The following is a 20,220-nucleotide window of genomic DNA, read 5'->3' as shown; positions in this document are numbered from 1 at the left end:
GGGTGTCGGTGGGGGCGCCTAGACTCGGAGAGCGATGAGCAGCCTCTTTGACGACAGCTTCCTGGCGGACCTCAAGCCCTCCCGGGCCCACGAGGAAGAGCCCCCGCCGCCCCCCGAGGACGAGGCGCCGGAGCCCGGTGCGGACGATTTGTTCGGCGGGCGCTTCGACGCGCCTCCGCCCAGGGACGGCTACTACCGCGACGGCGCCCCGAGGCCGCTCGTGGACCCGGCCGCGCTCCTGGACGGGCTGAACGAGAACCAGCGTGCGGCGGTGGTCCACCAGGGATCGCCCCTGCTCATCGTCGCCGGCGCCGGTTCCGGCAAGACCCGGGTGCTCACCCACCGCATCGCCCACCTGCTGGGCGAGCGCGGGGTGCACCCCGGCCAGATCCTCGCGATCACCTTCACGAACAAGGCCGCGGGCGAGATGAAGGAGCGCGTCGAGCAGCTCGTCGGCCCGCGGGCGAACGCGATGTGGGTGATGACCTTCCACAGCGCCTGCGTGCGGATCCTGCGCCGCGAGAGCAAGAAGCTCGGCTTCACGTCGTCCTTCTCGATCTACGACGCCGCCGACAGCAAGCGCCTGATGGCCCTGGTCTGCCGCGACCTGGACCTCGACCCCAAGCGCTTCCCGCCGAAGTCCTTCAGCGCCAAGATCTCGAACCTGAAGAACGAGCTGATCGACGAGGAGGACTTCGCCGCCCAGGCCGCCGACGGCTTCGAGAAGGCCGTCGCCCAGGCGTACGCGATGTACCAGTCGCGGCTGCGCGAGGCGAACGCGCTGGACTTCGACGACCTGATCATGACGACGGTCAACCTCCTGCGCGCCTTCCCGGACGTCGCCGAGCACTACCGCCGCCGCTTCCGGCACGTCCTCGTGGACGAGTACCAGGACACGAACCACGCGCAGTACTCCCTCGTCCGCGAGCTCGTCGGCAGCGTCACGGACCCGGCCGCCGGTCACGCCGCGCACCCCGGGGACGCGGCGCCGGGGGAGAGCCACCTCCTCCCGCCCGCCGAGCTGTGCGTCGTCGGTGACGCCGACCAGTCGATCTACGCCTTCCGCGGCGCGACGATCCGCAACATCCTCCAGTTCGAGGAGGACTACCCGAACGCGACGACGATCCTCCTGGAGCAGAACTATCGCTCCACGCAGACGATCCTCACCGCCGCCAACGCGGTCATCGAGCGCAACGAGTCCCGCCGCCCGAAGAACCTGTGGACCAACGCGGGCGCCGGCGCGCGCATCACGGGCTACGTCGCCGACACCGAGCACGACGAGGCGCAGTTCGTCGCCGACGAGATAGACCGCCTCACGGACGCGGGCGACGCGAAGGCCGGCGACGTCGCCGTCTTCTACCGGACGAACGCGCAGTCCCGTGTCTTCGAAGAGGTCTTCATCCGGGTCGGCCTGCCCTACAAGGTCGTCGGCGGCGTCCGCTTCTACGAGCGCAAGGAGGTCCGGGACGTCCTCGCGTACCTGCGCGTGCTGGCGAACCCCGAGGACTCCGTACCGCTGCGCCGCATCCTGAACGTGCCCAAGCGCGGCATCGGCGACCGCGCCGAGGCGATGATCGACGCGCTCGCCCAGCGCGAGAGGATCAGCTTCCCGCAGGCGCTGCGCCGCGTCGACGAGGCGTACGGCATGGCGGCCCGCTCGACCAACGCCGTCAAGCGGTTCAACACGCTGATGGAGGACCTCCGTACGATCGTCGAGTCCGGCGCGGGCCCGGCGACCGTCGTGGAGGCGATCCTGGAACGCACCGGCTACCTCGCCGAGTTGCAGGCGTCCACGGACCCGCAGGACGAGACCCGCATCGAGAACCTCCAGGAACTCGCCTCCGTCGCGCTGGAGTTCGAGCAGGAGGCGGCCGGCGTCGCGGGGGCGGGCGCGGCGGCTGCCGGCGCGGACGCGGACGACGGAGTGGAAGGGGCGGACGCGGCGGACGGCGACGTGCCGGTCGGGCTCGCCGCCTTCCTGGAGCGGGTGGCGCTGGTCGCCGACTCCGACCAGATCCCGGACGAGGACGAGGACGGCTCGGGCGTCATCACGCTGATGACCCTGCACACCGCCAAGGGCCTGGAGTTCCCGGTCGTGTTCCTGACGGGCCTGGAGGACGGCGTCTTCCCGCACATGCGCGCCCTCGGCCAGACCAAGGAGCTGGAGGAGGAGCGGCGGCTCGCCTACGTCGGCATCACGCGCGCCCGCGAGCGGCTGTACCTGACGCGCGCGTCGATGCGCAGCGCGTGGGGGCAGCCCTCGTACAACCCGCCGTCCCGCTTCCTGGAGGAGATCCCGGACGCGCACCTGGACTGGAAGCGCCGGGGCTCCATGGGAGCGGCGGCTTCCGGTCCGGTCTCCGGGGTGGCGGCGTCCCTGTCGTCCTCCTTGTCCTCCTCCCGGTCCCGTTCGGCGGCCTCGGGCGCGTCCGGTTTCGCGACGCGGCGCGGCGCGGCGGACAAGCCGGTGGTGTCGCTGGCGGTCGGGGACCGGGTCACGCACGACCAGTTCGGCCTCGGCACGGTCGTCGGCGTGAAGGGCTCGGGCGCTAACGCGGAGGCGACGGTCGACTTCGGCGCGGAGAAGCCGAAGCGCCTGCTGCTGCGGTACGCGCCGGTGGAGAAGCTGTAGGGCAGCGGGGAGCAGGAGGCAGAGGGCAGGAAGCGAAGCGGGGCCGTCGGTCGGGCGGCCCCGGGAGGAACGCGGAACGCTTCAGGTGGGGTCGACCCCGTGGCTGCGCAGCCACGACAGCGGGTCGATCGCCGAGCCGCCACCGGGACGCACCTCGAAGTGCAGGTGCGGGCCGGTGGAGTTGCCGGAGCTCCCGGAGTAGGCGATCGGGTCGCCGGCCTTCACGACCGTCCCCGCGGGCACCCGGTAGCTGGAGAGGTGGCAGTACCAGGTCTCCGTGCCGTCCTTGGCCGTCACGATGATCATGTTGCCGTAGGCGCTGTTCAGTTGCGTGCGGACGACGCCGTCCGTGGCGGCCATCACCGTCGTGCCGTACGAGACCGGGAAGTCGATGCCGGTGTGCACGGACATCCAGTTGACGCCGGCCTGGCCGTAGTAGGCGCTGAGCCCGTGCCGCGCGACCGGCAGCGCGAACTTCGGCCGCAGCCGCTCCTTGCGGGCCGCGTCCGCCGCCGCCTTCTGCTTCTCGGCGAGCTGCTGGGCCTTGAGGTCGATACGTTCCTGCGTGCGGCTCGCCCGGTCGGCGAAGTCGTCCGCGTCCGCGGTGAGGTTCTCCAGCTGGGTGTCCAGCTTGTTGTTCGCGACGGCCGGCTGCACGGTGGCCGTGTCGGCCGCGGCGGAGGTCGTGCGGACCTCGTCCCCGCTCTCGCCGCCGGTCACGGAGGCGGCGGCGATGCCTGCCACCCCCATCACGCACGCCGAGGGCACGGCGATCGTCAGCAGCGCGGAACGCCGGGGCGGGGGGCGGCGGCGCGAGCGGGAGGCCGAACGGCCCGCCGCGCGGGCCGCGGTGGGGGAGGCCACCCCCGCCCCGGGCTGGCGCCCCGCGGCCCGCGCGGCGGGCCGCGGTGCGCGAGCCCGGGGCGGGGGTGACCTCCTCGACGCCGTCGAGCAGCGGGGTCTCGTCGTCGGCGTGGTCGTGGACGTGGTCCTCGGGGTCCGCGCCGGTGAGGCCGTCGCCGTGGTCGCCCTGGTCACCGTGCTCGGCGTGGCCGAACTCGTCCCGCGCGGCGCCCTGTTCCTCGTACGGGACCTGCTCGAAGGTGCTGGTCGCCTGCTGGTCGAACGGGACCTGCCCGTCGTACGCCTCGTGTCCGTCGTACGCGTCGTGCCGCTCGCCGCCGTCGGTGTTCCACGCGGTGGCGTCGTACGTGCCGGTCTCGAAGGTCTGCGCGGTCCACTGCTGGGTGGGGTCGATCTGCTCGGCCTGCAGCCAGGCGTTCGCGTCCCACTGCCCGGTGCCGTCGGGGCCCGCGGTCTGCGCCGGGATCCCGCCGAGGTGCTGCTGGCCGGAGTCCGGCCAGACGCCGCTCGTGTCGTAGCCGCCGGTGTCGTGGACGGCGTGGTGCTGGGCCGCGTACGGGTCGTGGTCCAGGGTCTGGTGGCTGCCGGTCGCGCCGTTCCAGTTGCCGCTGCCGTCGGTTCCGCTTCCGTCGCCGGGCAGGTCACCGAAGAGGGGATCGGCGGCGAAGGCGTTCGTCGCATAGGCACCACTCGTGCCGTACGCGCCCGTTGTGTCGTACGAGCTGGTGGGGGCGGTTTCAAAACCGGTGGCGGGGTACGCGTCGTACGTGGTGAAGTCGCCGTACGGGGCCCCCTGTCCGCCGTGGGACGCGTAGTGCGCCGAGGCGGCCTCGTGGGCCGGAGCCGGGGGAGTYACGGTCCCCGACGGGTGACGGTCGTTCACCAACTTCTCTTTCGCCTCGACAACAGGGGCTGGCAGAGCAGTGCGGCGACTGTACCCGGCGGTACGCGGGCGCGACAATCTTCAGCAGGTTTCCTCCTCGCCGGAAACGGGCATTCGGCCGCCTTTCGGCGGTGCGTGGGCAGAGCTTTGGCCTAACGTTCGACGAGTGTTCGAAGAAACGACGCTTCTGGAGCCGGGCGTGGCAGCCCCCTACGGTTCCGTTTCCGCGTTCACGCCACCGTGAGACCGCCGCCGGGGCGGGCGGCGGCGCGGTCGGTCCCCTCCTCGGTGTCCAGGGCCTGGCGGATGCCGGCCGCGACCGCGGGGTGCACCGGCAGGGCGAGGTGCCCGATGCCGCTCACCCGCACGTTCTGCACGAGCAGGTCCGGGTGCGCGATGCACGCCGTCTCCAGCGGGACCATCAACTGGTCGAGGTCGCTCCAGAAACTCACGAACCGCGTGCGGCAGTGCGGGGCCGGCTCGCACAACTCCCGCAGTACGCCGGAGCCCGGACGCATCTGGCGGACGATCGGGTGGGCGTTCGCCAGCGGCACCACGCGGGTGCCCGCGTGCGGGGTGCCCAGGGTGACCAGGGTCCGCACGCGCACGTCGCCGCCCAAACGCTGCACGTAGTAGCGCGCGATCAGCCCGCCGAGGCTGTGCCCGACGATGTCGACCTCCTGGCGGCCGGTGCGCTCGCAGATCTCCTCGATGTGCCGGCCGAGCAGCTCGGCGGCGGTGCGTATGTCGCAGGTCAGCGGTGAGTAGTTGAGCGACTCGATCTGCTGCCGGCCGTGCTGGGCCAGCGAGCGGCGCAGCAGCACGAAGACCGAGCGGTTGTCGATGAAGCCGTGCAGCAGGACCACCGGGGGCCTGTTCGGGCAGGGCAGCCGGGCGGCGTCCGCGATGCCGTCCGCCGCGCTGCTCGCGGTGCTGTTCGCGGCCCTGCCCGCGGGGTCCGGTCCCGGGGCCGGGTCGAGGTCCGCGTCGGGCAGGTGGGCCAGGGTCCGGGGCGGGACCGGGGACGGCCTGCGCTCCGGGGTCATGCCCGAGGGATAGAGGACGAGGTGACCGGCGAGGATCGCGATCTCCAGTGCCGTCGCCTTCAGCAGGGTGAGTGAGAGCCCGGCCGGCCCGATGTGGAGCAGGCGCCGGCACAGTGGAAGAAGGGGTGGCAATGCCTTGGTGGCCTTCATGGCCGACCTCCCGTCGGCGCACGGCAAGAACCCTCTGTCCCCCGTGTGCCCTCGTGGGAAGCCGGTGGGTGAGGACGGTGACGGTGCGCGTGCGGTCCGGATGTCACCGGTGGGACGACGGGGTCTCCGTCGTCGTACGGTCGCCGACGCGCCGCACCACCCCGTCGCGCGGCCTGCGGCGCGGAGGTGCGGATTCCTCGTAACGGTTTCCCTTGTACTCGTCCCGTCTGCGCACCGTGGGTCGCGGTGTGCGGGATGAGTGCGCTGCGAACGTGTCCCATCTGTGGTGTCCCCCTCGGTCCGCGCCGTGAAACTGCCGGTCGCGGTGTGTCGGCGATAACGTGCGTTCACTCGGTGCTGAGGTGCGCGGATCGGGGGGTGACGGCCGGACGCCCGGGACGGGCGGGTCCGGAGGCGTGCAGGCGACCGGGGGAAGGCGACAGGGAAGGGCGACAGGCAAAGGTGACGGGGCGCGGTCAGGGCGGGGTGAGTTCGGACTGCATCGTGGCTCTCAGGCGCAGGGTGGTCAGGAGACGCTGGAAGGATTCGGACCAGTAGCCTCCGGCGCCCGGTGCGGCGTCCTCCGGTTCGTCCGGGACGGCGGTCAGCGCTTCCAGACGGACTGCCTCCGCCGGGTCCAGACAGCGCTCGGCCAGCCCCATGACGCCGCTGAAGCTCCATGGGTAACTGCCCGCGTCGCGCGCGATGTTGAGCGCGTCCACCACGGCCCCGCCCAGCGGCCCGGCCCACGGCACCGTGCACACCCCGAGCAGCTGGAAGGCCTCGGACAGCCCGTGCACGGAGATGAACCCCGCCACCCACTCGGCCCGCTCCGGGGCCTCCAGCGTGCTCAGCAGCTTCGCCCGCTCGGCCAGGGAGACCGCGCCGGGACCACCCGCCTCCGGCGCCGCCGGTGTCCCCAGCAGCGCCCTGGACCAGGAGGGGTCGCGCTGGCGCACCGCCGCCCGGCACCACGCCGCGTGCAGTTCGTCCCGCCAGTCGTCGGCCACGGGCAGCGCCACGATCTCCTCGGGCGTCCGCCCCCCGAGCCGCCCCGGCCACGTGCCCAGCGGGGCCGCCTCCACCAACTGGCCCAGCCACCACGACCGTTCGCCCCGGCCGGCCGGGGCCTTGGCCACCACGCCGTCCCGCTCCATGCCGGCATCGCACTCGTGCGGCGCCTCCACCACGATCGTCGGCGCGCCGTACGTGTGGTCGACGGCCACGCACGCCCCCGCCCGCTCCGCCATCCGCCCGGCCAGCGCCGATCCGGGCAGCGAGGACAGCAACTCCGCGGCCGTGGAGCGCACATTGCGGCTGCGGTCCGCCAACGCCGCCTCCAGGAACGGCTCGTCCGCCTCGCACAGCCCCGCCCGCAGCGAGTCGAGGAACATCAGCCGGTCCTCGGCCCGCTCCGCCGCCCATGTCGTCGCGAGCAGGTCACGCGCGGCCGCCGCGTCCCGGGCGCGTAGCGCGGACAGCAGCGCGACCCGCTCGGCGAACAGTCCTTCCTCCCACAACTCCCGCACCCGCTCCGGCTCCTCGGGCCCGGGCAGGGCCGCACCGCCGCCCGGCGCCGCCCGCAGGGCGAACCGCCAGTCCGTGTTCAGCCGGGCCAGCCACAGGGCGCGCGGGCCCGCGAAGGCCAGCACCGCCGGCCGCAGGTCGGTACGCCCGCGGGCCGCGTCCAGCAGGGCGGGCAGCGCCTGCGGGGGAGCCGCGTAACCGTGGCCGTTCGCCGCGGCGAGCCACTGCGGCAGCAGCTCCATGAGGTCGGGGGCCGTGCCCCGGCGGCCGCCGCCCGCACCCGGCCGGTCGGCCAGCAGCATCGTCAGTCTGCGGGCCGCCGCGGGCGGCAGCGCGGGGCGCGGGTCCGGCGCCGCGGGTTCGAGGCGGGCCGCCGCCCGGCCCGCCCGCATCCCGGCCCGGCGCCGCACGGTCTCCACGGCCGCCGCGTCCAGCAGGGCCGTCGGCGCGTCGCGGCCGGCCGGGACGTCGGCGGGCGCGCGGCGCGCGGTCCCCAGCAGCGCCGTGGTCACGAGCTCCTCCCAGTGGCTCCCGCCGGACGCCCGCGCGGGAGCGGAGGCGGKGGGGAGCGGGGCCGAGGAGGACGGGACCGATCGGTACAGGGTCGGTAGGTACAGAGCCGGTCGGTACAGGGCCGATGGGTACGGGACTGATCGGTACGGGCCCGGGAGGATCGGCGAGCGGGTGCGTCAGCACAGGGTCACCGCCTCGCCCGGTCCGTCCGGCCAGGCCGTCAGCGGGGAGAAGCCGAGGTGGCCGCACTCGCCGAAGACCGTCACCGGAGCGCCGCCCGAGAGCGCGACCAGGCGCCACAGGCCGGCGCGGGACCCGGCGGCCGGGGTCAGGGGCAGGGCCGACTCCCCGTCGGCGTCCGCCAGCTGCCAGCCGTCGCCGTCCGGGACCGGGACCACCCGCTCCAGCGTCACCGGCCGGGACTCCAGCCACGGGTCGTCCCGCAGCGCCTCGCCGTACCCGGCCACCGCCCGCGCCACGTCCACCCCGGGCGGCCGGAAGCCGGTGGGTTCGGCGGGCGCGAACCGCTCGCCCAGCGCCACCCGCGACTGCCCCGCGCCCGGATACGCCGACACCTCCGCGTCGAGCGCGAGACCGACCGGCAGCGCCAGCTCCGGCGCGCGCCCGGCGGCCCCGTAGGAGAGGAGCAGGACCGTGCGTCCCGTCCCGGTTCCGTGCAGCCAGATCCGGCGGGTCGTGAGGCGGCTGTCCGCGGTGTCGTACTGGGCCAGGACCAGCCACCGGTCGCGCACCGGCGCGCCGTCCGCCGAGGCGGGCAGCCCGATCCGGGAACGGACCGTCGCGGCCAGGCCGTCGGGCAGCCCGTCGCGGCGCAGCCAGCCCTGGTCCAGGAGGTGGAGCAGCGCGCACTCCTCCAGCAGCCGCACCGGCCAGCCGGGTCCCGACGACGGTATCGCCCCCAGCTCCCGCACCCGCGCGGCGAGACCGGGCGCCTGCGCGTCCACCATGCGGGCCGCCGTCTCCTCCCACAGCCCGTACCCCGACTGCTCCGCCGAGGCCAGACCGCCCCGCAGCAGGTCGGCCAGCCGCTGCTCCAGCTCCGTCGCCCCCGCCGTGATCCACTCGGCCCGCCGCTCCGCCCTGCGGCGCGCCGCCTCCGGATCACCGGGGGACGGGGAACCGGACGCGCCCGCCGCGCGCTTGTCGTCCGCGCGCTTGCGCCGGCCCTCGATCCACTCCTCCGCCCAGTCCGGCGCCTCGCCCCGCGGCACCGCGCCGTCCTCGCCCGCCCAGAGCAGCAGCAGCCCCAGCGCGTGCTTGCACGGGAACTTGCGGCTCGGGCAACTGCACTTGTACGCGGGACCGGTGGAGTCCGCGATGTCGATCACCGTCCGGTACGGCTTGCTGCCGCTCCCCTTGCACAGGCCCCACACCGTCCCCTCGTCGGAACTGCCCGCCTCGGACCACGGTCCGGCCGCGCCGAGCTTGCTGCCCGCCTTGCGTGACGCGGCGTCAGGCGCCAGCGCCAGCACCTGGTCCGCGCTCCAGCGCACCCCCTGCTCAGTCATGTCTCCGACCGTAGGTCCCACCACTGACAATCGCCTGCGACGAGGTCGTTCGTGCAGGTCAGAGCGATTGTCAGTGGCGTGGTGCACGGTGGAACCAGATCCGAACCGGCCGAGCCGCAAGGGGGACCGCTCCATGTCCGTGTCCGTCGACCCGAACCACCACCAGTCCGAAGGCGTGCCCGCGCCCTCGGCCCCGTCCGTGCCGGACCGGGGCGAGGAGCTGCGGCCGCATGCCGAGGACGCGTTCGCCGCCGAGCTCGCCGCGCTGGCCGCCCAGGACGACCGGCCGCGGCCCGCCCGCTGGCGGATGTCACCGTGGGCCGTGGCGACGTACCTGCTGGGCGGCACGCTCCCGGACGGCACGGTGATCACGCCGAAGTACGTGGGCCCGCGCCGCATCGTCGAGGTGGCCGTCACCACGCTGGCCACGGACCGGGCGCTGCTCCTGCTCGGTGTGCCGGGCACGGCGAAGACGTGGGTGTCCGAGCACCTGGCCGCGGCGGTCAGCGGGGACTCCACCCTCCTCGTGCAGGGCACGGCCGGCACCCCGGAGGAGGCGATCCGCTACGGCTGGAACTATGCGCAGCTGCTCGCGCACGGCCCGAGCCGGGACGCGCTGGTGCCCAGCCCGGTCATGCGGGCGATGGCCGAGGGCATGACCGCCCGCGTCGAGGAGCTGACCCGCATCCCCGCCGACGTGCAGGACACGCTGATCACGATCCTGTCGGAGAAGACCCTGCCCATACCGGAGCTGGGCTCCGAGGTGCAGGCGGTGCGCGGCTTCAACCTCATCGCGACGGCCAACGACCGCGACCGCGGGGTGAACGACCTGTCCAGCGCCCTGCGCCGCCGCTTCAACACGGTGGTCCTGCCGCTGCCGGAGAGCGCCGAGGCCGAGGTGGAGATCGTCTCGCGCCGGGTCGACCAGATCGGCCGCTCCCTGGACCTGCCCGCCGTGCCCGAGGGCATCGACGAGATCCGCCGTGTCGTCACCGTCTTCCGCGAGCTGCGCGACGGCGTCACCGCCGACGGGCGCACGAAGCTCAAGTCGCCCAGCGGCACGCTGTCCACCGCGGAGGCGATCTCCGTCGTCACCAACGGCCTCGCGCTGGCCGCCCACTTCGGGGACGGCGTGCTGCGCGCGGGCGACGTGGCAGCGGGCATCCTCGGCGCCGTCGTCCGCGACCCGGCGGCCGACCGCGTCATCTGGCAGGAGTACCTGGAGGCGGTCGTCCGCGAGCGCGACGGCTGGAAGGACTTCTACCGGGCGTGCAGGGAGGTGAGCGCGTGAGCGAGGACGACCAGGGGGGCGGCACTCGCCGGGCGCCCGGGCCCCTGCTGCTGGGGGTGCGCCACCACGGGCCCGGTTCGGCGCGGGCCGTGCGGGCGGCGCTCGACGCGGCGCGTCCGCGCACGGTGCTCCTCGAAGGCCCGCCGGAGGCCGACGCGCTGATCGCGCTGGCCGCCGAGGAGGACATGCGGCCGCCCGTCGCGCTCCTCGCGCATGTCGTGGACGAGCCGGGACGGTCGGCGTTCTGGCCGCTCGCCGAGTTCTCCCCGGAATGGGTGGCCATCCGCTGGGCCCTGGAGCACGGGGTGCCGGCCCGCTTCATCGACCTCCCCGCCACGCACACGCTCGCCCGGGGCCGCGAGGAGGAAGAGGCGGAGGAGGAGCAGGCCGATAAGGGGGAGAACGAGAAAGAGGGGGACGAGAAGGAGGAGGACGAGAAGGAGGCCGTGCGGATCGACCCGCTCGGCGTGCTCGCGGAGACCGCCGGATACGACGACCCCGAGCGCTGGTGGGAGGACGTGGTCGAACACCGGGGGACGCGCGCGGGGGACGCGTTCGCCCCGTTCGAGGCGCTCGGCGAGGCCATGGCGGCGCTGCGGGAGGTCTACGGCACGGGGGGACACGACCGGGACCTCGTGCGCGAGGCCCACATGCGCCTCCAGGTGCGGGCGGCCCAGCGGGAGTACGCGGACGACGTGGCCGTGGTGTGCGGCGCCTGGCACGTGCCCGCGCTGCGGCAGCGTACGACCGTCGCCGCCGACCGGGCCCTGCTCAAGGGACTGCCCAAGGTGAAGGCCGACATGACCTGGGTGCCCTGGACCCACCGGCGGCTCTCCCGCTTCAGCGGGTACGGCGCGGGCATCGACTCGCCCGGCTGGTACGGGCACCTGTTCAGCGTCCCGGACCGGCCGATCGAGCGCTGGATGACGAAGGTGGCCGGGCTGCTGCGGGACGAGGACCACCCGGTCTCGTCCGCGCACGTCATCGAGGCGGTGCGGCTCGCCGACACGCTCGCCGCGATGCGGGGCCGCCCCCTGCCCGGCCTCACCGAGACCACCGACGCCGTACGGGCCGTGATGTGCGAGGGCTCGGACGTCCCGCTCTCCCTGGTGCACGACCGGCTGGTCGTCGGCGACGTCCTCGGCGAGGTGCCCGAGGCCGCGCCCGCGGTGCCCCTGCAGCGCGACCTCGCCCGGATCCAGCGGAAGCTGCGGCTCAAGCCGGAGGCGTCGGAGCGGGAGCTGGAGCTGGACCTGCGCAAGGAGACCGACGGCGGGCGCAGCCGGCTCCTGCACCGGCTGCGCCTGCTCGGCGTCGCGTGGGGAGAGCCGGTCGCGTCCCGCGGCAGCACCGGTACGTTCCGGGAGACCTGGCGGCTGCGCTGGGAGCCGGAGCTCGCGGTGCGGGTCGCCGAGGCCGGGGTGTGGGGCACGACCGTGCTCGCCGCCGCGACCGCGAAGGCCGAGTCGGACGCCGTAGGCGCGAGCTCCCTGGCCGACGTCACGGGCCTCGCCGAGCGCTGCCTGCTCGCCGAGCTGCCGGACGCCCTGCCCGTGGTGATGCGGATCCTCGCCGATCGCGCCGCCCTGGACGCCGATGTGGGCCACCTCGCCCAGGCCCTGCCCGCCCTGGTCCGCGCCCTGCGCTACGGCGACGTGCGGGGCACGGGGACGCGGGCCCTGGCCGAGGTCGCCGCGGGCCTCGCCGAGCGCGTCTTCGTCGGACTGCCCCCGGCGTGCGCCGCGCTCGACGCGGAGGCCGCCGAGGAGATGCGCGGGCACGTCGACGCCGTGCACGGCGCGGTGGGCCTGCTGGCCGAAGACGGCGAGCACGGCAAGGACGGGACGGACGGGGCGGACGGAGGGGACGGCGAGGGCGGCAAGGGAAGCTCCCGCGCCGGCATACGCGGCCGGTGGCACACCGTGCTGGGCACGCTCGGCGGACGGGACACCGTCGCGGGCGTCGTCCGGGGGCGGGCCGTCCGGCTGCTGCTGGACGACGGGGCCCTGGAGCAGGAGGAGGCGGCCCGGTTCATGGGGCTCGTCCTGTCGCCCGGGACCGCGCCCGGCGACGCGGCGGCGTGGATCGAGGGGTTCGTCGGCGGCGGATCCGGCGGCGGCATGCTGCTCGTGCACGACGAACGGCTGCTCGCGCTGGTCGACTCCTGGCTGACCGGCGTGCCCGCGGACGCGTTCACCGACGTGCTGCCGCTGCTGCGCCGCACCTTCTCCGCGTACGAGCCCGGGGTGCGCCGCACCCTCGGCGAACTGGTCCGGCGCGGACCGGGACCGGGTGGGGGCCTGGCGGCCACCGCAGCGGGCACCGGTGCCCCCGGCTTCGCGTCCGGCCTCGACACCGAGCGCGCCGACGCCGTCCTGCCGGTGCTGCGCCTGCTGCTGGGGCTGGACGACGACGGCCGAACCGAGAACGATCTTGTGGAGGTCAGCCGATGAGCACCGGCCCGGTGGACATGGAGGCAGCGGACACCGGCGTAGTGGACACCGGCCCGGTGGACACGGCGGCCGCCGACGAGCGGTTGCGGCGCTGGCGGCTCGTGCTCGGCGGGGAGGACGCGGACGGCACCGGCTGCACGCTCACCGGCCGGGACGCCGCGATGGACGGGGCCCTCAGCTCCCTGTACGGCAACGGCAACGGGAAGGGCGGCAGGCCGCGGGCGGGGCAGGAGCGTTCGGCCGGGCTCGGCGCCTCCGCCCCGTCGGTCGCCCGCTGGCTGGGCGACATCCGGACCTACTTCCCGTCCTCCGTCGTCCAGGTCATGCAGCGGGACGCCATCGACCGGCTGGGCCTGTCCGCCCTGCTGCTCGAACCGGAGATGCTGGAGGCCGTGGAGGCCGACGTCCACCTGGTCGGCACGCTGCTGTCGCTGAACAAGGCCATGCCCGAGACGACCAAGGAGACGGCGCGCGCGGTCGTGCGCAAGGTGGTCCAGGACCTGGAGAAGCGGCTCGCGACCCGCACCCGGGCGACCCTCACGGGGGCCCTGGACCGCAGCGCGCGCATCAGCCGGCCGCGCCACCAGGACATCGACTGGAACCGCACCATCGCGGCCAACCTCAAGCACTACCTGCCGGAGTACCGCACGATCGTGCCCGAGCGGCTCATCGGTTACGGGCGTGCCTCGCAGTCGGTGAAGAAGGAGGTCGTCCTCTGCATCGACCAGTCGGGCTCGATGGCGGCGTCGGTCGTGTACGCGTCGGTGTTCGGCGCGGTCCTGGCCTCGATGCGGTCGATCGACACCCGGCTCGTCGTCTTCGACACGGCCGTCGTCGACCTCACCGACCAGCTCGACGACCCGGTCGACGTCCTCTTCGGCACGCAGCTCGGCGGCGGCACCGACATCAACCGGGCGCTCGCGTACTGCCAGTCGCAGATCACCCGGCCCGCCGACACCGTGGTCGTGCTCATCAGCGACCTCTACGAAGGAGGCATCCGCAACGAGATGCTGAAGCGGGTCGCGGCGATGAAGGCGTCGGGGGTGCAGTTCGTGACGCTGCTGGCGCTGTCCGACGAGGGGGCTCCCGCCTACGACCGGGAGCATGCGGCGGCCCTCGCGGGGCTGGGCGCACCGGCGTTCGCCTGTACGCCCGACCTGTTCCCGGAGGTGATGGCGGCCGCGATCGAGAAGCGCCCCCTGCCGATACCGGACGCGGATGCGGACACGGGAGGCCCCCGGCGGTAGGAGCGGTGGAAAAAGCGGACATGTGTATCCATCGGTAACAAGGGGCTTGCGCGGCCTCGGGAGTCCCGTGCGAGGATCGGCGGGCTTCAGGGGCGTGCAGCCTGACGGCCGCGCCCCGTTCCGCTCCACTGCGCCATGTCCCGCTCCGCCCGGCTCCGTCCCGTTCCGCCCCGTCCCTCCGTACGGGAGGTTCCCGCCTTGGCCCTGTCCGCCGCATCGCCCGGCGCCGCTCCGCGTGTGACGCGCGGGACGGCAGGACGGCGTCTGCTGCAGCTGGTGCTGATGGTGGGAGGGCTGTTCCTCCTGGGGCTCCTCTGCGGGGAGCAGGCCCGGGCGGCGGACGGCGCCGGACCGCCCCCGGCGGCGAGCGCGCCCGCGACCGGCGCGGTCCACGGCACCGGCGGGGTCCACGACCTCGTGCGGCCGGTCACCGAGCAGGTCCTGCGGCCGGTCACCGGGCTCGTGGTGCCGTCGGCCGCCGAGCACGTCGTACGGCCCGTCGGCGATCTGCTGGACCGGATCACCGAGGGGCTCGTCGAACAGCCGCTCCTGCCGCTGGACCCGTGGGTGCCGCCCGATCTTCCGGGGCTCCCGGACGCGCCGGAACCACCGCTGCCCGAGGTGCCCGAACTGCCCGAGGTGCCCGAGGTGCCTGCGATACCGGGTCAGACGCTGCCGGCCGACACGACGGCGCCGCAGCAGCCGGACGGCACGTCGGACGGATCCCGAGCGGACGGACCCGCGACGGACGCATCCCGGGCGACCGCGACACAGACACGGGAGCCGCAGGCGGCCGAGGCGCGGCCGGCCGGGACGCGCTCGCCCGGCGACGGCACAGCGGCGGCGTTCGGGCCGCGGGTCCCCGGCGGCGCCGGAGCGGCCGGCGACGCCGCGTCCCGCCGCCCGCACCCGCAGGCATCCGGAGTCACGCGGATCGCGCAGACCCCGTCGCACCAGGTTCCCGACGGCGGCCCCTCGGGTGCGCTGCGCAACCACAGCGCGGTCGACAGCGGCTCGTCCCGGCACGGCGACCCGCAGGCGGTGACGCCGAACGAGCGAATCCGGTCGGTGCCGGTGCCCGGCACCGCCGAGGACCTCACCGTGGCCGCCACCCGGGACCGCCACCGGGACGTCCCGGCGTCCCCCGGCTAGACCCTGCCGGCACGGCACCTTCCCCTCCGACGGTGCACCCGCCGGACGGCGGAGCCCCCGGGAAGCCCACACACAACACGCACCGCATCCGCGACTGGCACCCCATCCGCGACGCGGTCGGCGTGCCGGTGCACCCGGTGACATCCGGCCGTTCCTGCTGAGCCGGCCCGTGGCGTCCGCGGTTCCCGGGGCGTGACCGGACCCGTCCCATCCGCCCGGCCACCGCCCTCCCGTCCGGTCACCGCCCTCCTGTCCGGGAGGCCTCCTCCGGGGCGGCCCCTTCCGGCTCCCCCGCCACCGAGACTCCGCAGGGTACAGGCCCCGTACGGCCGGAAGCCGTCCGGTCCGTGTGGCCGAGAACCCCGCGGTCGGCAGGGCCGGTCCTCATTGGGGTGAGGACCGGCCGTGCCACGCCCCTGAGACCTGTTTCAGGGGCCGATCAGAGCGCCTCACCAGGCAAACCCCAGCCTGGTGAGGCGCTTTCGGCTGGCATTCTGTGACCGTAATCACCGCCCAGGTGTGATCTGCGATTTACGGGCCCACCGCCTGCGGGGATAACCTGCGAGGCGGACATGCCGCGTGCCGGCCACCGTGCTCACGCCCTCCTTGTGACCGCGCAGTCACGTTGCCCTCGCGGCACGCCCACGCAGACAACGAACCGCGAATTACCTGATAGGGACGGACGCGCGTGGACCTGTTCGAGTACCAGGCGAGGGACCTCTTCGCCAAGCACGGAGTACCGGTGCTGGCCGGTGAAGTCATCGACACGCCTGAGGCCGCGCGCGCCGCGACCGAGCGCCTCGGCGGCAAGTCCGTCGTCAAGGCCCAGGTGAAGGTCGGTGGCCGCGGCAAGGCCGGCGGCGTGAAGCTGTCGGCGGACGCGGACGAGGCCGTCGCCCGCGCGACGGACATCCTCGGGATGGACATCAAGGGCCACACGGTCCACAAGGTGATGATCGCCGAGCTGTCCCCCGAGATCGAGGCGGAGTACTACGTCTCGTACCTCCTCGACCGCACGAACCGCACCTTCCTCGCCATGGCGTCCGTACAGGGCGGCATGGACATCGAGGAGGTCGCGGAGAAGACCCCCGAGGCCCTTGCGAAGGTCCCGGTCAACGCCGTCGAGGGCGTGAACATCGAGAAGGCCCGCGAGATCGTGGCCCAGGCGAAGTTCCCGGCCGACGTGGCCGAGGGTGTCGCCGAGGCCATGGTGACCCTGTGGGAGACCTTCGTCGCCGAGGACGCGCTCCTCGTCGAGGTCAATCCGCTGGTGAAGACCAAGGACGGCCGCATCCTGGCGCTGGACGGCAAGGTCTCCCTGGACGAGAACGCCGAGTTCCGCCAGGCGGACCACGCGGCGCTGGAGGACAAGGCCGCGGCCAACCCGCTGGAGGCCGCCGCCAAGGAGAAGAACCTCAACTACGTCAAGCTCGACGGCGAGGTCGGCATCATCGGCAACGGCGCGGGTCTCGTCATGAGCACCKTCGACGTCGTCGCGTACGCCGGTGAGAACCACGGCGGCGTCAAGCCCGCCAACTTCCTCGACATCGGCGGCGGCGCCTCGGCCGCGGTCATGGCGAACGGCCTGGAGATCATCCTCGGCGACCCGGACGTCAAGTCCGTCTTCGTCAACGTCTTCGGTGGCATCACCGCCTGCGACGAGGTCGCCAACGGCATCGTCCAGGCGCTCCAGCTGCTCAAGGACAAGGGCGAGGACGTCACCAAGCCGCTGGTCGTCCGTCTCGACGGCAACAACGCCGAGCTGGGTCGCAAGATCCTCTCCGACGCCAACCACCCGCTGGTGCAGCGCGTGGACACCATGGACGGCGCGGCCGACAAGGCCGCCGAGCTCGCGGCCGCGAAGTAAGGGACGAGGGACAGAACAGCCATGGCTATCTTCCTCAACAAGGACAGCAAGGTCATCGTCCAGGGCATGACCGGTGCCACGGGTATGAAGCACACCAAGCTCATGCTCGCTGACGGCACGAACATCGTCGGCGGCGTGAACCCGCGCAAGGCCGGCACGACCGTCGACTTCGACGGCACCGAGGTCCCGGTCTTCGGCACGGTCGCCGAGGCCATCGAGAAGACGGGCGCCAACGTGTCCGTCCTCTTCGTTCCCCCGGCCTTCTCCAAGGCCGCCGTCGTCGAGGCCATCGACGCCGAGATCCCCCTCGCGGTCGTCATCACCGAGGGCATCGCCGTCCACGACTCCGCCGCCTTCTGGGCGTACGCGCAGTCGAAGGGCAACAAGACCCGCATCATCGGCCCGAACTGCCCCGGTCTCATCACGCCGGGCCAGTCGAACGCCGGCATCATCCCGGGCGACATCACGAAGCCGGGCCGCATCGGCCTGGTCTCGAAGTCCGGCACGCTGACGTACCAGATGATGTACGAGCTCCGTGACATCGGCTTCTCGTCGGCCGTCGGCATCGGTGGCGACCCGGTCATCGGCACCACGCACATCGACGCCCTGGAGGCGTTCGAGGCGGACCCCGACACCGACCTGATCGTCATGATCGGCGAGATCGGCGGCGACGCCGAGGAGCGTGCGGCGGACTACATCGCCAAGCACGTGACCAAGCCGGTCGTCGGCTACGTCGCGGGCTTCACCGCGCCCGAGGGCAAGACCATGGGCCACGCCGGCGCCATCGTCTCCGGCTCCTCCGGCACGGCCGCCGCGAAGAAGGAGGCCCTGGAGGCCGCCGGCGTCAAGGTCGGCAAGACGCCGACCGAGACCGCGAAGCTGGCCCGCGCCATCCTCGCCGGCTGACACCGGCGCACCTCGCCGTCCGCTGTTCCACTGTTCGGCTGTTCGGCGTACGCCGACGGGCCCGCACCCTTCACGGGGTGCGGGCCCGTCCGCGTCTCCGGGCGGTGTGACCGGCGGCGGCCCTCAGCCCAGCTGCGGCGAGAGCCGCTGCGAGCCCCTGCCGAACATCCCGTTCAGCTTGGTGCGCAGCTCCAGGTCCTCCACCGACAGCGACACGGGGCCGGAGCGCGGCGGCACCCCGGGCACCGTCGCGGCCGGGGCCTGCGGGGCCTCGTAGTGGTCGGGCGCGCGGTGCAGCGTGAACGCCGTCGAGCCGACGACCAGCACCGTCAGGGCGATGGCCGCGCGGGTCCAGTGACGGGCCCGGCGCTCGCTGCCCGTCCGTACGGCGACCGGTTTCGGGGCGGTCCGCAGCCGTTCCGTGGCGCCCAGCTCCTCCAGCCGTCTGCGCAGCTCGTCCTCCTCCGCCAGCTCGGGCAGGCGCGCGGCGACGGCCGCGCGCGCGTACAGCAGCCGGTTCGCCGCAGCCGGAGTGCTTGCCTCCGTCTCGGCGGCGGTCTCGGGCAGTCCGAGACCGAGCCCGTCGTGCAGGACCAGGGTCCGCCGATACGCGGGCCCCAGGCCCATCAGGGCGTTCAGCAGCCGGCGGTCGTCCAGGGCGGTGGGCGGCGGCTCCGGGATCCGGTGGCGCGGTCGCAGCCGGTGCCAGGGGGAGGTCGCGTACTCGTACGCCGCCGCCCGCACCCAGCCCGCCGGGTCGCGGTCGACCGCCACCTCGGGCCAGCGCTGCCACGCCAGGTGGAAGGCGCGCTCCACGGACTCCCGGGCCAGCTCGCGCCGCCCGGTGAGCAGGTACGCCTGCCGTACGAGGGCGGGGGCGGCGAACGCGTAGAGCGCGTCGAAGGCCTGGGCCGGCGTCAACGCCTCGACCTCGCTGCCGGTATCGGCGCCGGTATCGGTATCGGTATCGATGCCGGGGGCGCTGTCGGCCTCGGTCTCGGCCCGGGCGTCGGCGTCGTCGCCGGTGGCGGCAGGGGCAGCTGTCTGCGTCACCGGACACCCTTCCGTACGTAAAAACACATAAAACGTATATTGATCGACACATCCGAAGTTCGCCTGTTACGACGGGAAAGCGCGTGTCGTTGGGAGCATGGCCGGGTGACCCAGATGACGGATCGAAGCCCGGACCGCAGCCCGTCGTTGCCGCTTCAGCTCGCCCGGCTGCGGAAGAGGTCGCCCGGACCGGTCACCGGCCTGCTGGGCGGGGCACTGGCGGCGGGCCTCGGGCTGGGGGCGTTCGCGGTCCTCGCGACGGTCCTGTGGATCAGCTCGCCCTACCCGGACAGCGGCCCCCACGGGGCGCTGCACGTCGCCGCCGCGCTGTGGCTGCTGGCGCACGGCGCCGAGCTCGTCCGCGAGGACACGTTGTCCGGCGTACCCGCACCCGTCGGAGTGACCCCGCTGCTCCTGGTGGTGCTGCCGGCGTGGCTGCTGCACCGGGCGGGGCGCGACGCGGCGGACGGCGACGGTACGTCGGTGCCGCCTCCCGCCCGGACGGCGTGGGCCGGCGCCGTCCTGGGCTACCTGGCGGTGGGCACCGCCGCCGCGGTGTACGCCGCGGGCGGTGAGCCGCGCCCTTCCTGGACGTCCGTCGTCCTGTGGCCGCCGCTGCTCGTGGTGGCCGCGACGGGGATGGGCGTCCGGACCGCGCACGGGCGACCGCTCGGGCCGCTGCCCCCGTCCCTGCGCCGGGTCCTCGACGGCCTGCCGCTCGCTCCGCTCGTCGCCGGCTCCCGGCTCCCCACCGCCGTACGGGCCGCCGCCGCCGGGACCGCGGTCCTTGTGGGCGGCGGAGCCGTGCTGGCCGGTGTCTCGCTGGTGTGGCACGGGGGTGCGGCGCGGCAGTCGTTCCTGCAGCTCACGGAGAGCTGGTCGGGCCGGTTCACGGTGCTCCTGCTGGCGGTGGCCCTCGTCCCGAACGCGGCGGTGTGGGGGGCCTCGTACGCCCTCGGCCCCGGATTCACCCTCGGGGCGGGCCACACCGTGGGGCCGCTGCTCTCGGACCCCGGTACGCGGCTGCCCCCGTTCCCCCTGCTGGCGGCCGTCCCGGACGCCGGGCCCGGCACCCCCCTGCACTGGGCGGCGGGCGCCGTGCCCCTG

12 protein-coding genes and 1 pseudogene are annotated in these 20,220 nt (G+C 74.0%); 8 read left to right on the top strand and 5 right to left on the bottom strand.

Features of this window, described 5'->3' with window-relative positions:
• Positions 1-34: 34 nt before the first annotated feature.
• Positions 35-2,632: a DNA helicase PcrA gene (gene pcrA / locus FGF04_RS15665; RefSeq protein WP_149511904.1), complete on the top strand. Its 2,598-nt coding sequence runs from the start codon at positions 35-37 to the stop codon at positions 2,630-2,632.
• An 81-nt stretch (positions 2,633-2,713) separates the two neighbouring features.
• Here pcrA and FGF04_RS15660 read toward each other — a convergent pair.
• The 4 genes and pseudogenes from FGF04_RS15660 to FGF04_RS15645 all read right to left on the bottom strand — a co-directional run bounded on the left by FGF04_RS15660 (position 2,714) and on the right by FGF04_RS15645 (position 9,144).
• Positions 2,714-4,379 (bottom strand): annotated as a pseudogene (locus tag FGF04_RS15660) (M23 family metallopeptidase).
• 230 nt (positions 4,380-4,609) lie between these two features.
• A complete protein-coding gene (locus FGF04_RS15655; protein WP_149511903.1) occupies positions 4,610-5,575 on the bottom strand; it encodes a lipase family alpha/beta hydrolase in 966 nt (321 codons plus the stop codon).
• Positions 5,576-6,051: 476 nt separating this feature from the next.
• A complete protein-coding gene (locus tag FGF04_RS15650) occupies positions 6,052-7,614 on the bottom strand; it encodes a DUF5691 domain-containing protein (RefSeq protein ID WP_149511902.1) in 1,563 nt (520 codons plus the stop codon).
• 177 nt (positions 7,615-7,791) lie between these two features.
• Complete coding sequence (locus FGF04_RS15645; RefSeq protein ID WP_149511901.1) at positions 7,792-9,144, bottom strand: SWIM zinc finger family protein; 1,353 nt, start codon at positions 9,142-9,144, stop codon at positions 7,792-7,794.
• Between the two features lie 133 nt (positions 9,145-9,277).
• On the opposite strand from FGF04_RS15645, the gene FGF04_RS15640 reads away from it, so the two are divergent.
• From FGF04_RS15640 to sucD, 6 genes are all read left to right on the top strand, one after another.
• The gene (locus FGF04_RS15640) at positions 9,278-10,435 is read left to right on the top strand and encodes an ATP-binding protein (RefSeq protein WP_188114096.1); all 1,158 of its coding nucleotides are present in this window, start codon (positions 9,278-9,280) and stop codon (positions 10,433-10,435) included.
• A complete protein-coding gene (locus tag FGF04_RS15635; RefSeq protein ID WP_188114095.1) occupies positions 10,432-12,888 on the top strand; it encodes a DUF5682 family protein in 2,457 nt (818 codons plus the stop codon). Before FGF04_RS15640 ends, FGF04_RS15635 begins: the two co-directional genes overlap by 4 nt.
• Positions 12,889-12,905: 17 nt before the next feature.
• Positions 12,906-14,135 (top strand): VWA domain-containing protein, encoded by a 1,230-nt coding sequence (locus tag FGF04_RS15630; RefSeq protein WP_149512295.1) that lies wholly within the window; start codon positions 12,906-12,908, stop codon positions 14,133-14,135.
• A 237-nt stretch (positions 14,136-14,372) separates the two neighbouring features.
• A complete protein-coding gene (locus FGF04_RS15625; protein ID WP_149511900.1) occupies positions 14,373-15,287 on the top strand; it encodes a hypothetical protein in 915 nt (304 codons plus the stop codon).
• 688 nt (positions 15,288-15,975) lie between these two features.
• Positions 15,976-17,154 carry an ADP-forming succinate--CoA ligase subunit beta gene (sucC, locus tag FGF04_RS15620; RefSeq protein ID WP_149511899.1) on the top strand — a complete coding sequence of 393 codons (1,179 nt, stop codon included), beginning with the start codon at positions 15,976-15,978 and terminating at the stop codon, positions 17,152-17,154.
• 21 nt (positions 17,155-17,175) lie between these two features.
• Complete coding sequence (gene sucD, locus FGF04_RS15615) at positions 17,176-18,060, top strand: succinate--CoA ligase subunit alpha (protein ID WP_149511898.1); 885 nt, start codon at positions 17,176-17,178, stop codon at positions 18,058-18,060.
• A 123-nt stretch (positions 18,061-18,183) separates the two neighbouring features.
• Here the strand turns inward: sucD and FGF04_RS15610 are convergent, their stop codons facing one another.
• Entirely contained in the window at positions 18,184-19,113 is a 930-nt protein-coding gene (locus FGF04_RS15610) for a SigE family RNA polymerase sigma factor (protein WP_328596324.1), read from the bottom strand.
• Positions 19,114-19,227: 114 nt separating this feature from the next.
• Between FGF04_RS15610 and FGF04_RS15605 the strand changes: the two genes are divergently transcribed.
• On the top strand, positions 19,228-20,220 hold a 993-nt coding region (locus tag FGF04_RS15605), incomplete at its 3' end, for a cell division protein PerM (RefSeq protein WP_223146386.1).

This window comes from Streptomyces apricus (assembly GCF_008369065.1).
GTDB classification, from domain to species: Bacteria; Actinomycetota; Actinomycetes; order Streptomycetales; family Streptomycetaceae; genus Streptomyces; species Streptomyces apricus.
Note: the sequence above shows the minus strand (reverse complement) of the source record. Positions and strands in the feature narration are given on the sequence as shown.

Excerpts from the sequence above, each read along its gene's own strand:
- pcrA (WP_149511904.1), top strand. The coding sequence starts at position 35 with ATGAGCAGCCTCTTTGACGACAGCTTCCTGGCGGACCTCAAGCCCTCC.
- FGF04_RS15655 (WP_149511903.1), bottom strand. The coding sequence starts at position 5,575 with ATGAAGGCCACCAAGGCATTGCCACCCCTTCTTCCACTGTGCCGGCGC.
- FGF04_RS15645 (WP_149511901.1), bottom strand. The coding sequence starts at position 9,144 with ATGACTGAGCAGGGGGTGCGCTGGAGCGCGGACCAGGTGCTGGCGCTG.
- FGF04_RS15640 (WP_188114096.1), top strand. The coding sequence starts at position 9,278 with ATGTCCGTGTCCGTCGACCCGAACCACCACCAGTCCGAAGGCGTGCCC.
- FGF04_RS15630 (WP_149512295.1), top strand. The coding sequence starts at position 12,906 with ATGGAGGCAGCGGACACCGGCGTAGTGGACACCGGCCCGGTGGACACG.
- sucD (WP_149511898.1), top strand. The coding sequence starts at position 17,176 with ATGGCTATCTTCCTCAACAAGGACAGCAAGGTCATCGTCCAGGGCATG.